At 72.1% G+C, this 13,221-nt stretch carries 13 protein-coding genes; 8 read left to right on the top strand and 5 right to left on the bottom strand.

Translation table 11 applies throughout. The features are described from left to right. Nucleotide 1: 1 nt before the first annotated feature. From AB0M46_RS14820 to AB0M46_RS14810, 3 genes are read left to right on the top strand one after another with little or no spacing between them, the layout of a single operon-like run. Nucleotides 2-1,249 (top strand): cysteine desulfurase, encoded by a 1,248-nt coding sequence (locus AB0M46_RS14820; RefSeq protein ID WP_363336089.1) that lies wholly within the window; start codon nt 2-4, stop codon nt 1,247-1,249. Then, complete coding sequence (sufU, locus tag AB0M46_RS14815; protein WP_363336087.1) at nt 1,249-1,704, top strand: Fe-S cluster assembly sulfur transfer protein SufU; 456 nt, start codon at nt 1,249-1,251, stop codon at nt 1,702-1,704. Before AB0M46_RS14820 ends, sufU begins: the two co-directional genes overlap by 1 nt. Beyond that, complete coding sequence (locus tag AB0M46_RS14810; RefSeq protein ID WP_238011286.1) at nt 1,701-2,027, top strand: metal-sulfur cluster assembly factor; 327 nt, start codon at nt 1,701-1,703, stop codon at nt 2,025-2,027. Before sufU ends, AB0M46_RS14810 begins: the two co-directional genes overlap by 4 nt. A 60-nt stretch (nt 2,028-2,087) precedes the next feature. On the opposite strand, the gene AB0M46_RS14805 is transcribed toward AB0M46_RS14810, so the two are convergent. Together AB0M46_RS14805 and AB0M46_RS14800 are read right to left on the bottom strand one after the other, a co-directional pair. Beyond that, entirely contained in the window at nt 2,088-3,317 is a 1,230-nt protein-coding gene (locus AB0M46_RS14805; RefSeq protein ID WP_363336085.1) for a hypothetical protein, read from the bottom strand. Beyond that, entirely contained in the window at nt 3,314-3,838 is a 525-nt protein-coding gene (locus AB0M46_RS14800) for a SigE family RNA polymerase sigma factor (protein WP_363336083.1), read from the bottom strand. The genes AB0M46_RS14805 and AB0M46_RS14800 overlap by 4 nt, the downstream gene beginning before the upstream one ends. 360 nt (nt 3,839-4,198) lie before the next feature. Here AB0M46_RS14800 and AB0M46_RS14795 point away from each other — a divergent pair, with 360 nt between their 5' ends. Then, nucleotides 4,199-4,843, top strand: coding sequence for a LysE family transporter (locus tag AB0M46_RS14795; protein WP_363336082.1), 645 nt, complete (start codon nt 4,199-4,201; stop codon nt 4,841-4,843). On the opposite strand, the gene AB0M46_RS14790 is transcribed toward AB0M46_RS14795, so the two are convergent. Both AB0M46_RS14790 and AB0M46_RS14785 read right to left on the bottom strand, forming a co-directional pair. Further along, nucleotides 4,800-5,483 (bottom strand): DNA alkylation repair protein, encoded by a 684-nt coding sequence (locus AB0M46_RS14790; RefSeq protein WP_363336080.1) that lies wholly within the window; start codon nt 5,481-5,483, stop codon nt 4,800-4,802. The two genes, AB0M46_RS14795 and AB0M46_RS14790, sit on opposite strands and share 44 nt — an antisense overlap. After that, nucleotides 5,480-6,427: a neutral zinc metallopeptidase gene (locus AB0M46_RS14785; protein WP_363336079.1), complete on the bottom strand. Its 948-nt coding sequence runs from the start codon at nt 6,425-6,427 to the stop codon at nt 5,480-5,482. Before AB0M46_RS14785 ends, AB0M46_RS14790 begins: the two co-directional genes overlap by 4 nt. Before the next feature lie 196 nt (nt 6,428-6,623). Here AB0M46_RS14785 and AB0M46_RS14780 point away from each other — a divergent pair, with 196 nt between their 5' ends. Further along, complete coding sequence (locus AB0M46_RS14780) at nt 6,624-8,222, top strand: ABC-F family ATP-binding cassette domain-containing protein (RefSeq protein WP_363336078.1); 1,599 nt, start codon at nt 6,624-6,626, stop codon at nt 8,220-8,222. A 240-nt stretch (nt 8,223-8,462) separates the two neighbouring features. Here the strand turns inward: AB0M46_RS14780 and AB0M46_RS14775 are convergent, their stop codons facing one another. Next, nucleotides 8,463-9,791: a hypothetical protein gene (locus tag AB0M46_RS14775; RefSeq protein WP_363336076.1), complete on the bottom strand. Its 1,329-nt coding sequence runs from the start codon at nt 9,789-9,791 to the stop codon at nt 8,463-8,465. Between the two features lie 141 nt (nt 9,792-9,932). On the opposite strand from AB0M46_RS14775, the gene AB0M46_RS14770 reads away from it, so the two are divergent. The 3 genes from AB0M46_RS14770 to AB0M46_RS14760 all read left to right on the top strand — a co-directional run bounded on the left by AB0M46_RS14770 (nt 9,933) and on the right by AB0M46_RS14760 (nt 12,942). Next, nucleotides 9,933-10,157 (top strand): helix-turn-helix domain-containing protein, encoded by a 225-nt coding sequence (locus AB0M46_RS14770; protein ID WP_223102223.1) that lies wholly within the window; start codon nt 9,933-9,935, stop codon nt 10,155-10,157. Then, nucleotides 10,154-10,930: an enoyl-CoA hydratase/isomerase family protein gene (locus tag AB0M46_RS14765; protein WP_363336074.1), complete on the top strand. Its 777-nt coding sequence runs from the start codon at nt 10,154-10,156 to the stop codon at nt 10,928-10,930. Before AB0M46_RS14770 ends, AB0M46_RS14765 begins: the two co-directional genes overlap by 4 nt. A 107-nt stretch (nt 10,931-11,037) precedes the next feature. Further along, entirely contained in the window at nt 11,038-12,942 is a 1,905-nt protein-coding gene (locus AB0M46_RS14760) for an ABC transporter ATP-binding protein (protein ID WP_363336073.1), read from the top strand. Nucleotides 12,943-13,221: the final 279 nt, after the last annotated feature.

Genomic DNA, 13,221 nt, shown 5'->3' with positions numbered 1-13,221 from the left:
TTTGAACGCATTCGACGTCGAGACTGTCCGCAAGGACTTCCCGATCCTGGACCGGACCGTCAACGGCCACCCGCTGGTGTACCTGGACTCCGGGAACACCTCGCAGAAACCGCGCCAGGTGATCGACGCGGTGCGTGAGCACTACGAGCGGCACAACGCCAACGTGGCCCGGTCGGTGCACACCCTGGGCACCGAGTCGACGGAGGCGTTCGAGGGGGCCCGCGAGAAGATCGCGGGCTTCATCGGGGCCACCACCGCGGCCGAGATCGTCTTCACGAAGAATTCGACCGAGGCGATCAACCTCGTCGCCCACGCGTTCAGCGCCACCGCCGACGACCCGCGCCTGCGTCTCGGACCCGGCGACGAGATCGTCGTGACCGAGATGGAGCACCACTCCAACATCGTGCCGTGGCAGCTGCTCGCCCAGCGCACCGGCGCGACGCTGCGCTGGTTCGGCCTGACCGACGAGGGCCGGCTGGACCTGTCGGACATCGACGAGCTGATCAACCCGCGCACCAAGCTCGTGGCGTTCGTGCACTACTCCAACATCCTGGGCACGATCAACCCGGTCGAGCTCCTGGTGGCCAAGGCCCGCGAGGTCGGCGCCCTGGTGCTGCTCGACGGCTCCCAGTCGGTCCCGCACGTGCCGGTGGACGCCGCCGCGCTGGGTGCCGACTTCATCGCCTTCACCGGCCACAAGATGCTCGGCCCGACCGGCATCGGCGCCCTGTGGGGCCGCTTCGAGCTGCTCGACGCGATGCCCCCGTTCCTGGGCGGCGGCTCGATGATCGAGACGGTGTCGATGACCGGCACCACGTTCATGCCGCCGCCGGCCCGCTTCGAGGCTGGCACCCCGCCGATCGCCCAGGCCGTGGGCCTCGGCGCGGCCGTGGACTACCTCGCCGCCATCGGCATGGACAACGTCGTCGCCCACGAGAAGGCCATCACGGCGTACGCCCTGGATGCGCTGCGGTCGGTCCCCGGCGTGCGCATCATCGGCCCGGAGTCGACGGTCGACCGCGGCGCCACGATCTCCTTCACCGTCGAGGGCGTCCACCCGCACGACGTCGGCCAGATCCTGGACGACGGGGGCGTGCAGGTCCGCGTCGGCCACCACTGCGCCCGCCCGACCTGCGTGCGCTTCGGCGTCCCGGCGACCACGAGGGCCTCCTTCTACCTGTATACGACGACCGACGAGATCGACGCGCTCATCCGCGGCGTCGAGCGGGTCCGGAAGGTCTTCGCCTGATGCAGATCGACCAGCTGTACCAGGAGATCATCCTGGATCACTACAAGCGCCCGCACGGCCGCGGCCTGCGCGAGCCCTACGACGCCGAGGCCCACCACGTCAACCCGACCTGCGGCGACGAGGTGACCCTGCGGGTCGCGCTGAAGGCCGGCAACGTCGCCGACATCTCGTACGAGGGCATGGGCTGCTCCATCAGCCAGGCCTCCGCCAGCGTCCTGCACGACCTGATCAAGGGCGCGACGGTCGAGGAGTCCCTGCGCCGCCACGAGGCCTTCGCCGAGCTGATGGGCGGCCGCGGCCAGGTCGAGCCGGACGAGGAGCTGCTGGAGGACGCGGTGGCGTTCGCCGGCGTCGCGAAGTACCCGGCGCGCGTAAAGTGCGCCCTGCTGCCGTGGATGGCCTACAAGGACGCCCTGGCACGCGCCGGTTCGGAACCTTCTGAGGAGAAAGCATGACCGCGGTCCTGGCCGACATCGAAGAGGCGATGAAGGACGTCGTCGACCCGGAGCTGGGCATCAACGTCGTCGACTTGGGCCTCGTCTACGGCATCCACGTCGACGAGGAGAACGTCGCGACGCTGGACATGACCCTGACGTCCGCCGCCTGCCCCCTGACGGACGTCATCGAGGACCAGGCCCGCCAGGCCCTGTGCACGGGCCCGGGCGGCGGACTGGTCTCGGACATCCGCATCAACTGGGTCTGGCTCCCGCCGTGGGGCCCGGACAAGATCACCGACGAGGGCCGCGACCAGCTGCGCGCCCTGGGCTTCAACGTCTGACCCGCTTCAACGCCTGCGCGGGCAGCACCGTGTGACGGTGCTGCCCGCGTTTGGGTCTGATCAGCAGGTCCAGCGGGTGATGTCGATCGGGCCGTCCTTGCCCTCCCGTGTGCCGGTGCCGGCCACGATGGTCCGGCCGTCGGCGGAGATGCCGCCGCCGAGCACTTCGCCGCGGGCGGGGTTGCGCAGCGGCAGCGCCGTGACGGTGCCGTCGTGCCAGACCGCCGGGCGGAAGTCCGCGGTGTCGCGCACGCCGAACGCCCGCCCGGTCGCACTCAGGCCGATCGTCTGGAAGGCACCCATGGCGTCGGCCGTGCCCGTCCGCCGGTTCCAGCGCGCGTGCGCCGTGGCGACCGTGGTGACGTCGGCGGGGCCGACCTTCCCCTCGCCGACGACCCAGTCGCCCGCCACCCGGTAGGCCTGGAAGACCGGGCTGTCCTCCAGCACGGTGCCGGTGCCGTCGAGGTTCCAGCGGTACGTGACCAACCTGTGGTCCCGCTCCACCCAGCCGAGCATGACGCCGTCGTCGCTCAGGGCGCTCGCGCCGACCGGGGTGGAGTCCTTCGGCTGCAGGTCCGGCGGGGCGACCACCGGGACCACGCCGCCCGCCGCCGGCCACACCACCGGCAGGTAGTACTCCCACGTCGCCTTGCCCTCGATCGTGGCGCTGCCGAGCGCGTCGCCGTTGGCGTCGATGGCGAACACCTGGCTCGAGACGCCGCCGTCCGGCAGGGGCAGCCGGGTGATGCCGCCGCCGCGGACGATCGCGGCGCGCTTCTTGCCGTCCGCCTGCACCTCGAACCCGCCGATGGCGCCCGACGCGTTGACCGCCGCGGGCACGAAGCGCGGGACCGGGTTGGTGACCTTGTCGTCGTGCCAGACCAGCAGGCCGAGCGAGGAGTGCCCGACGATCCACCGGCCGGTCGGGTCGATCGCGTCCACCGTCCGCTTGAGGGGCGTGTCGCCGGGCATCTCGGGCAGCGCCGACGGCGTGCACGTCAGCGGCGCCGCCGATCCGGTCACCGCGGGCGGCCAGACCCGGGCCGCCGGGCTGGCCGAGGCGCCGGCGGACGGCGGTACCGCGGGCAGCCCCCGGTCGGGCCGCCGCGAGGGCAGCGCGAACGCCACCCCGGCCAGCACGAGCAGCGCGGCGGCGCCGGCCACGACGACGACCCGCGCCCGGCCGCGGCGCACGGTGGCCCGCGCGGTCCGCAGCACCTCGTCGGCGCTCATCCGGCCCGGCTCGACGTCCTGCTCGGCGTACGACTGCAGCACTTCCTCGGGGCTCACGCTGGCCTCCTCGCCCGCAGTTGCGCGCCCGGGTCCGGCGCATCGAACATTCCCCGCAGCGTGCGCAGCGCCACCGACGTCTGCGCCTTGATCGTGCCCTCGGACCGCCCGAGCACCTCCGCGACGTCGGCCACCGACATGTCGCACAGGAACCGCAGCGCCACCACGAGCCGCTGCCGCTCGGGCAGCCGCCGCAGCGCCTGCCGCACCGCCAGCCGGTCGTCGACCGCGCCGGTCCCGGCGTCGACCCCGATGTCGGGCGGGGCGCCGCCCAGGAACACCCGCGTCCACGGCCGCCGCTGATCGGACAGGCAGGCCCGCACCACCATCGAGTGCACGTACGCGTCGAGGTTGGCCACGTCCGCACGGCGCGACCAGCGCCGGTACAGCGTCGTCAGCGCGCTCTGCACCGCGTCCTCGGCCCGGTGCCGCTCGCCGAGCACGAGCACCGCGACCCGGTACAGCCGCGGCAGGTGGGCCTCCACGTACTCGACGTACTCGCGTTCATCGTCGACCCGCACCAGCGTCGTCTCCCCTCCGTGGCAAGTCCGCCCAGTAGACGCACGCGGTGCGCCGCGGGGTTTAGAAAAATTGTTGGCGGGGCGATCGGCCGGGCCGCGATGATGCGCGGCATGAGTCGATACCGGATCTCGTTGCCGCCCGGACAGCCCGTCGCCGTTGGTGGAGAGGCGAGCCGCAAGCAGCAGGCGTGAGCGGTCCGGAGCGGAGCGGAGGGGCCGCTCACCATGGGCTCAGTTCCTCGCGCCGGGGCCGCAGCGTTGCGGAGGTCCCGGCGTGAGCGGCCCGGGGCGGAGCGGAGGGGCCGCTCGCCATTGGCTCAGTTCCTCACGTCGGGGCCGCAGCGTTGCGGAGGTCCTGGCGTGAGCGCCGGGGTCGGCGAGGCGGTCGTGAGCGGCCTGCTCGCCGGGTACGGCGTCGCGATCCCGGTCGGGGCGATCGGCGCGCTCATCGTCACGCTCGCCGCGCGGACCTCCCTGCGGGTGGGGGCCGCCGCGGCGTTGGGGGTGGCGACCGCGGACGGGCTGTACGCCGTCGTGGCGGTGCTCGGCGGGGCCGCGCTCGCCGGCGTCATCGCCCCGATCTCCACCCCGTTACGGTGGGTGGCCGCCGTCGTGCTCCTCGCGCTCGCGGTGAAGACGGCCCGGGACGCGCTGCGGCACCGGGGTGAGCGGGCGACCGCGCGGCCGGCGGACGGGCGGACGGGCCGGCCCGGCGGGGCGTACCTCACGCTCCTCGGCCTCACGCTGCTCAACCCGGCCACGATCGTGTACTTCGGGGCGCTCGTCCTCGGCCGCCGGGCCGACGACGGGCTCCCGGCCGGGGCCGAGGCGCTCTGGGTGGCCGCCGCGTTCGCCGCCTCGGCCAGCTGGCAGCTGCTGCTCGCCGGGGGAGGCTCGCTGCTCGGGCGGCTGCTCACCGGGGCCCGCGGGCGGATGTGGACGGCGCTGGTGTCCAGCGCGGTCATTGCGGTGCTGGCGGTCCTGCTGCTGGTCCCAGGTTCTTGAGCGCCTCCCGCACGGAGAGCGGGGACAGGTCCGGGTGCGCGGCCACGAAGCCGCGCACCGCGGCCGGGTCCGTCTTGGCGTGCTCGCGCAGGGCCCAGCCGATCGCCTTGCGGATGAAGAAGTCGGGCTCGGCGGCCCAGCGCCGGCAATAGTCGCTCAGACGGGCGAAATCGAGGCTTTCCCGGTACCGCAACTGGTGCAGGATCGCCGTGCGCACCAGCCAGTGGTCGGTGCCCTCGCGGGTCCACTCGTCCATGGTGGACACAAGCCCGGGGTGGGCCCGGACCATCGGGCCGGCGACGTGCGCGGCCAGGACGTCGACCGTGTCCCACCAGGGCTTGGTGGTGACCAGCTCGCGCAGCAGGGGCATCGAGGCCGGGGTGAGTGCCTTGGCGTGGCGGCGCAGCAGGTCGCAGGCGAAGTACTGGTACTCCCGCTCCGGCAGCGCCCAGCAGGCCCGCGCCGTCTCCCGCAGGTCGGCCTCCGAGAACGGGCCCCGCAGCAGCGGGCGGCTCAGGGCCGCGCGGGCCGGGCTCGGGATGCCCAGGAACGGGAACTGCTCGCGCATGTAGGCGCGCATCGGCGCGGCGCGCTGGGGGTCAGCGGCCGCGCCGAACGTCTGCCGGAGGCGGTCGATCACAGGGTGCTGGCGTGGAACGTGTCGCACTGGCGCGGGTCGCCCGTGTTGTACCCCTGCAGGAACCACTTCTTGCGCTGGGCGGACGTGCCGTGGGTGAACCCGTCGGGGTTGACCTTGCCGCCGGCCTTCTTCTGGATGGTGTCGTCGCCGATGGCCTCGGCGGCCTGCACGGCCTCGGCCACGTCCTGCTCGGAGATGGACTTGAACAGCGCCTGGCCCTTCGGGTCCTTGGTCTGCGTGGCGTGGTTGGCCCACGTGCCGGCGTAGCAGTCGGCCTGCAGCTCCAGGCGCACCGAGGCCGAGCTCGCCCCCTGCTGGGCGCCCTGCTGGGCCTGGGCGTTGGTGCCCAGGAGGTTCTGGACGTGGTGGCCGTACTCGTGGGCGATCACGTACGGCGCGGCGAACTCGCCCTTGGCGCCGAAGCGGCTGGAGAGCTCGTTGTAGAAGGTCAGGTCGATGTACACCTGGCTGTCGGCGGGGCAGTAGAACGGCCCGACGCCGGAGTCGGCGGCGCCGCAGCCGGTGCTGACCTTCTGGCTGAAGAACACCGTCTTGGCGGGCTGGTACTGCTTGCCGAACGCCTTCGGCATCTCGTCCTTCCAGTACGCCTGGACGGAGTTGATGTAGAGGACGTTGCGGCAGTCGGCGTTCTTGAACCGGTCCGCGTTGGACTTGTCGCACTGCTTGTTGATGTTGGTGTTGTCACCCCGGTTGCTGCCGCCCCCGCCCCCGCCGCCGATCAGGCCGCGGCCGAAGTATCCGCCGCAGCACACGATCGCCAGGATGATGACGGTGATGATCAGCCCGCCCCGGCCACCACCGATCGGGATCGGGATGCCGCCCAGGCCGCCGCCGAAGCCGCCGAAGCCGCTTCCGCCACCGCCCGATCCGCGCTGGTCGCTGACCTGGTTGGTGTCGAGATCGGCATCGTCGTTGAACTCCATCGCACACCTCAGGGGGTTGGTATCGACCGGCGCTGCGCGATCCGGAGGTACCCGATGATCTTGTGACGTAATCGTGTGGCGGGGTCGCCCGGATCGCACGGTAGAATATCGTCGTGATCGCGCAGAGGGAGTGACCGACGCTACTGCGTCCGGAGTCTGTCCTTTTCCTGTCTCTGCCCGAGAGTGAGTTCCAGCTGTGATCACGGCCAACGGCCTCGAGCTGCGCGCCGGCGCGCGTATCCTGCTCAGCGACATCAACCTGCGCGTCCAGCCCGGCGACCGCATCGGCCTCGTGGGGCGCAACGGCGCCGGCAAGACCACCACGCTCAAGGTCCTCGCGGGCGAGGGCACGCCGCACGCCGGGCAGGTGGAGCGGCGCGGGCCCGTCGGGTACCTGCCCCAGGACCCGCGCACCGGCGACCTCGAGGTGACCGCGCGCGACCGGGTGCTGTCCGCCCGTGGCCTGGACACCATCTACGCCGAGATGAAGGCCCTCGAGGAGCGCCTCGGCGACGACGAGAAGCTCATCCGCCGCTACGGGCAGCTGGAGGACCAGTTCGCCGGGCTGGGCGGCTACGCGGCCGAGGCCGAGGCCGCCCGGATCTGCGCCAACCTCGGCCTGCCCGACCGGGTGCTCGCCCAGACCATCGGCACGATGTCGGGCGGCCAGCGCCGCCGCATCGAGCTGGCCCGCATCCTCTTCCGCGACGCCAGCGCCACCGGCGGCGGCATCCTGCTGCTCGACGAGCCGACCAACCACCTCGACGCCGACTCCATCGCGTGGCTGCGCGGCTTCCTGTCCAGCCACAAGGGCGGCCTGGTCGTGATCTCCCACGACGTCGACATGCTCGACGCGATCGTCAACAAGGTGTGGTACCTCGACGCCAACCGCTCGACCATCGACTTCTACAACGTCGGCTGGAAGCTGTACCAGCAGCAGCGCGAGACCGACGAGAAGCGCCGCAAGCGCGAGCGGGCCAACGCCGAGAAGAAGGCCGGCGCCCTGCTCGCCCAGGCCGACAAGATGCGGGCCAAGGCCACCAAGACGGTCGCCGCGCAGAACATGGCCCGCCGGGCCGAGCGGATGCTCGACGGGCTGGAGGACGTGCGCGCCGCCGACAAGGTGGCCAAGGTGCGCTTCCCCGAGCCGAAGTCCTGCGGCAAGACCCCGCTGACCGCCCGCGGCCTGTCCAAGTCCTACGGCTCGCTCGAGATCTTCATGGACGTCAGCGTGGCCGTGGACCGCGGCTCGCGGGTGGCCATCCTCGGGCTCAACGGCGCCGGCAAGACCACCCTCCTGCGGATGCTCGCGGGCGAGCTCGTTCCCGACACCGGGGAGGTGACCCCCGGGCACGGGCTGCAGCGGGGGTACTACGCCCAGGAGCACGAGCAGCTCGAGGTCGACCGCACGATCCTCGAGATCATGCGCTCGGCCGCCCCGGAACAGAACGACACCGAGCTACGCAAGATCCTCGGCGCGTTCCTGTTCACCGGCGACGACGTCGACAAGCCGGCGGGCGTGCTCTCCGGCGGCGAGAAGACCCGCCTGGCCCTGGCCACCCTGGTGTGTTCGGGGGCGAACGTGCTGCTGCTCGACGAGCCGACCAACAACCTCGACCCGGTGAGCCGGGAGCAGGTGCTGGACGCCATCGCGCGGTACCCGGGCGCCATCGTCCTGGTCACCCACGACCCGGGCGCCGTGCAGGCCCTGAAGCCGGACCGCGCCATCCTGCTGCCCGACGGGGTCGAGGACGCCTGGAGCGACGACCTGCTGGAGCTCGTCGAGCTCGCCTGATCCGGCTTTCCCACCTTTCGCGCTTTCTCGCGCCCGGCTCACGCCCGTTTCGCGCCTTTTCGACATGTCGGGCACTTCGTGCCACGACATGTCAGATTTATCGCCTGTCAGGGTATAAAAGCGACATGTCGTGGCGCGCCAGCGCCCGACATGTCGGGTGATCTTGGCACGGCGGAGCTGGCCCGGGGCCTCCCGTTTCGCCCGGCGCTGACGGGCGTTTTTCCCAAGGTGTGATCAGGTTCACCACGGTGTGATCAGGAGGGCCTCGATCACGACGGCCACGATCGCGCCGATGCCCACCAGCAGCAGCGGGCTCGGGGGCGGGTCGCCGCCCGGGCGTTCCGGTGCGACCGCGGCCACCGTCAGCCACGGGAAGAACGGCAGCCAGGCGTGCTCGACGCCGCCCCGGGCCAGGCCGGCCGCGATCGAGAAGACGACCGCGGCACCGGCACCGACCAGGAACGGCCACATGGCGGTGTTGCGGATCTTGCGGGCGCTGGCGTAGAGGGGCGGGCCGGTGGCCAGGAGGAGCACCACCACGCTGATCGCGCTCCACCACAGGACCGAGCGGTACGGCGCGACCCTCGCCGCGTAGTCCGTCTCCGCCGCCACCAGGCCGTCGGCCCAGCCGAAGCCGAGCAGCTGGAAACCCAGGACGGGCAGCAGCGCGCCGATGCCGCTGAGCGCGTTCAGGGAGGCGCGGCGGCGGGCGAAGTAGACGCAGACGAGGGAGAGGCCCAGCCAGGGGGCGGAGTAGGAGAACAGCGACGCCACGCCGATCAGCAGGCCGGCCAGCAGGGCCCAGCCGATGGCGGCCCAGCCGCGGACCCTGCGGCGGCTCGCGCGCAGGCCGGAGACGATGGCGGCGGCGCCGAGCACCGCCACCAGGCCGTCGAGGCTGACCGCGGTCCAGATCGCGTACGGGGCCAGGACGAGGACCGGCAGGTAGCGGCGGGCCGCCTCCTCGCCGACCGAGTCGCGCACCGCGGCGAGCACCAGGGGAATGGCCAGCACCGATACGGCGGTGATCAGGAATCCGAGGACAATGTGGTTGGTGACCCCGATTTGCTGCAGCGCCCACAAAAAGAGCACGGGGCCGGGCGGATGGCCGAGGGAGGCTACCGAGTGGTACGTCGCGTCGCCCGTGAAATGTCTGAGGTATGCCAGGGGAGCGTCACCCACCTGCCTTACGTCGCCCAGATATTCCTCCGGGGAGCCGAGGGCTTTCGTAAGGCCGGACCAACCATCGACAAGCGCCAAAGCGATTGCCCACGCCAGCCCCACCGTGTACCCGAATAGCTGAATTTCGTGCCATCTCAGCCGGGTGAACCGGCCCGACACGGCGAGCCACAGCGTCACCGCGGCGACGGCGGGCGCCAGGAGCGTACCCGCCCCGACCCGGATCTTGTACCTGCCGAGGAAAGGGGCGCTGGCGGTGCCCAGGCGGGCGTCTAGCTGCACCGCAAGGGCGGCGAGGGCCAGCCCGGCCACGCCCAGCAGCAGCCAGCGCAGCGCGTCGCGGCGCTCACGGTACGCAGCGGTGCGGGCTTCGGCGGGTGGTTCGCTCATCACGGCGCACCACCGTATCGGGTAGGCGACAATGCTCTGCGTGTCGGTTGGCGTCCCGTCGATATCTAGCGCATGATCGTTCGAGGCGGTCTAATAGGTGGGACCGCACCAACCGCTCTGTCTGGGACGTGAGGGATCAGCATGGCAGCCACCGCCACCACCAGCACCGAGAAGGGTCGCCGGATCATCGGCGCCGAAAGACAGACGCTGGCGAAGGACCTCGTGAAGCGGTACACGAACGGTGAGAGTATCCGTGCCCTCGCCGCTTCTACTGGCCGTTCCTATGGATTCGTGCACCGCGTGTTGACCGAATCCGGTGTGCAGCTTCGTCAGCGCGGCGGCGCCCGGCGCCGCAAGAAGGCGTGAGTACCGAACTCTCCTCGGCCAGCGCCGATCCCGATTCGGGAGAGGCGCGATTCGACCTCGACGGGCCGGTCGCGACGGTGACGTTGTGCCGGCCCCAGGTTCTCAACGCACAGACCCCGAAGCTGTGGGCCGACCTGCGGGACTTCGGGCGGAACCTGCCGGGCGACGTGCGGGTGGTCGTCGTGCGGGGCGAGGGTCGGGCCTTTTCAGCCGGGCTCGACACCAAGGCCGCCGCGACGAACCTCGGCGCGCTGGCCACCGCGCCGGACGGCGACGCGCAGATCGCCTCCTTCCAGGAGGCGTTCGCGTGGCTGCGCCGCCCGTCGCTGATTTCCATCGCGGCCGTGCAGGGCCACGCCATCGGGGCCGGCTTCCAGATCGCCCTGGCCTGCGACTTCCGCGTGGCCGCGGAGGACGTCTCGTTCAGCATGGCCGAGATCAAGCTGGGCCTGGTGCCCGACCTCGGCGGCACCAAGCGCCTGGTCGAGCTGGTCGGCTACGCCAAGGCCCTCGAGCTGTGCGTGACCGGGCGGCGCGTGCTGGCCGCCGAGGCCGCGCAGATCGGCCTGGCGAATGTGGTGGTACCGCGGGCAGAGCTCGACGACGCCGCCAACGACCTCGCCGCGGCGGTCCTCGAAGGCGCGCGGGACGCGGTGATCGAGATCAAGGCCCTGCTGGGCGCGGCCGCCGGCCGGACGTTCGCCGAGCAGGAGGCCGCCGAGCGGGCCGCCCAGCTGCGCCGGATCGCCGACCTGTCGGGACTCGGGGAGTAGGACCAAAGACCTGCTCCGCGTCGGGAAGCCACCGCGCTCGCGAAAAGTTGTCGTACCTGCCGGGCACACTTAGCCCGGCAGTACTTCGGCTTTCGGGAGTGTGCGGCATGTCTTCGCCGATGAGCAGCATGGCGGGTTGGGAGACCCTGCGTTCCCTGCGCAAGGCCGAGGAGCTCAAGGACAAGCGGCTCGGCCGGGAGACCATCCGGCGGATCATGCGCTTCGCCCGGCCCTACCGGCGCGACGTCGCCGTCTTCCTCGTCACCGTCGTGATCGGGGCCGCCATCGGGGTGGCCACGCCCTACCTGGCCGGCGACGTGGTCAACAAGATCAATGCGGGCGGTCCGGAGGCCGGCGCCGCGGTGGTCCGCATCGCGCTGCTCATCGGCGGGCTGGCCGTGGCCGACGCGCTGCTGTCGCTGGTCCAGCGGTGGTATTCGGCCCGCATCGGCGAGGGCATCATCCTGGCGTTGCGCCGCCTGGTGTACGACCACGTGCAGCGCATGCCGCTGCAGTTCTTCACCCGCACGCAGACCGGCGCGCTGGTCAGCCGGCTCAACAACGACGTGCAGGGGGCCCAGCGGGCGTTCACCTCGACGCTGTCGGGCGTGGTGAGCAACGTGATCCAGCTCGTGCTCACCGCCGCCGTGATGCTCACCCTGTCCTGGCCGATCACCGTCATGTCGCTGGTCATGCTGCCGCTGTTCATCCTGCCGGCCCGGCGGGTCGGCAAGCGGCTGGCCGCGATCACCCGGGAGGCCTATCAGCTCGACGCCAAGATGAACGCCACCATGACCGAGCGGTTCGGCGTCGCCGGGGCCCTGCTGGTCAAGCTCTTCGGCCGGCCCGACGACGAGGCCGAGCGGTTCGCCGAGCGGGCCGGGCGGGTCCGCGACATCGGCATCCAGACCGCGATGTACAGCCGGGTCTTCTTCGTCAGCATGCTGCTCGTGGCCTCGCTCGCCCAGGCCCTCACGTATGGGCTGGGCGGCTGGCTGGCCGTGCACGGCTCGATCACCGCCGGCACCGTCGTCGCGCTGGCGCTGCTGCTCACCCGGCTGTACGGGCCGCTGACCGCCCTGTCCAACGTGCGGGTCGACGTGATGAGCGCGCTGGTCAGCTTCGAGCGGGTCTTCGAGGTGCTCGACCTGAGCCCGGCGATCGCCGAGAAGCCCGGCGCCCGAGCGCTGCCGGCCGGGGCGGCCACGGTGGAGTTCCGCGACGTGCACTTCCGCTACCCCAGCGCGGCCGAGGTCTCCCTGGCCTCGCTCGAGGACGTCGCCGGGCTCGACCGGACCGTCACCGAGGAGGTGCTGCGCGGCGTCAGCTTCACCGTCGCGCCCGGCCGGATGGTCGCCCTCGTCGGCCCGTCCGGCGCCGGCAAGTCGACCACCGCGATGCTGCTGCCCCGCATCTACGACGCCACCTCCGGCGCGGTCCTGGTCGACGGCGTCGACGTGCGCGACGCGACCCTGCAGTCGCTGCGCGACACCATCGGCGTCGTCACCCAGGACTCCCACCTGTTCCACGAGACGATCGCGGAGAACCTGCGGTACGCCAAGCCCGGCGCCACCGACGAGGAGCTGTGGACCGCGCTGCGCCGGGCCCAGGTCGGCGAGCTCGTCGAGTCCCTGCCCGAGGGCCTGGACACCGTCGTGGGCGAGCGCGGCTACCGGTTCTCGGGCGGCGAGAAGCAGCGCATCGCCATCGCCCGCCTCCTGCTCAAGGCGCCGTCCATCGTCATCCTCGACGAGGCCACCGCCCACCTGGACTCCGAGTCGGAGGCCGCCGTGCAGCGCGCCCTGGCCGAGGCCCTGACCGGCCGCACCGCCCTCGTCATCGCCCACCGCCTCTCCACCATCCGCGACGCCGACCAGATCCTGGTCGTCGACGAGGGCCGCATCGTGGAGCGCGGCACACACGACGAGCTCGTCCTCGCAGGCGGCCTGTACGCCGAGCTGTACCGCACCCAGTTCGCCATCATCGACTCCCCGCTCCCCGAGCCCGCCTGACCCCACCCGCCCCGCCCCGGTCCCACCCGCCCCGCCCCGGTCCCACCCGCCCCGCCCCGGTCCCACCCGCTCGGCCCGGTTCCGGCCGCTCGGCCCGGTTCCGGCCGCTCGGCCCGGTTCCGGCCGCTCGGCCCGGTCTCGCCGGCTCGGTCCGGTGGCCGTTCCGCTCGGCCTCGGCCGTTCGGTCCGGTCCCCGTTCCCCGGGCTCGCCTGACCCCGCCCGCCTTGGCGCGGCCCCGGCCGGGTCGGTCCGGTCTGGCCTGGCCACCCCGCTCGGTC

This window comes from Dactylosporangium sp. NPDC051485, from assembly GCF_040682015.1.
Classification (GTDB): Bacteria; Actinomycetota; Actinomycetes; order Mycobacteriales; family Micromonosporaceae; genus Dactylosporangium.
This window is presented reverse-complemented; position numbering and strand designations above follow the sequence as displayed.

What these genes read in the sequence shown, in the direction of transcription:
- AB0M46_RS14785 (WP_363336079.1), bottom strand. Translation starts at nt 6,427, where the DNA reads ATGGAGTTCAACGACGATGCCGATCTCGACACCAACCAGGTCAGCGAC.
- AB0M46_RS14770 (WP_223102223.1), top strand. Translation starts at nt 9,933, where the DNA reads ATGGCAGCCACCGCCACCACCAGCACCGAGAAGGGTCGCCGGATCATC.
- AB0M46_RS14775 (WP_363336076.1), bottom strand. Translation starts at nt 9,791, where the DNA reads ATGAGCGAACCACCCGCCGAAGCCCGCACCGCTGCGTACCGTGAGCGC.
- sufU (WP_363336087.1), top strand. Translation starts at nt 1,249, where the DNA reads ATGCAGATCGACCAGCTGTACCAGGAGATCATCCTGGATCACTACAAG.
- AB0M46_RS14810 (WP_238011286.1), top strand. Translation starts at nt 1,701, where the DNA reads ATGACCGCGGTCCTGGCCGACATCGAAGAGGCGATGAAGGACGTCGTC.
- AB0M46_RS14760 (WP_363336073.1), top strand. Translation starts at nt 11,038, where the DNA reads ATGTCTTCGCCGATGAGCAGCATGGCGGGTTGGGAGACCCTGCGTTCC.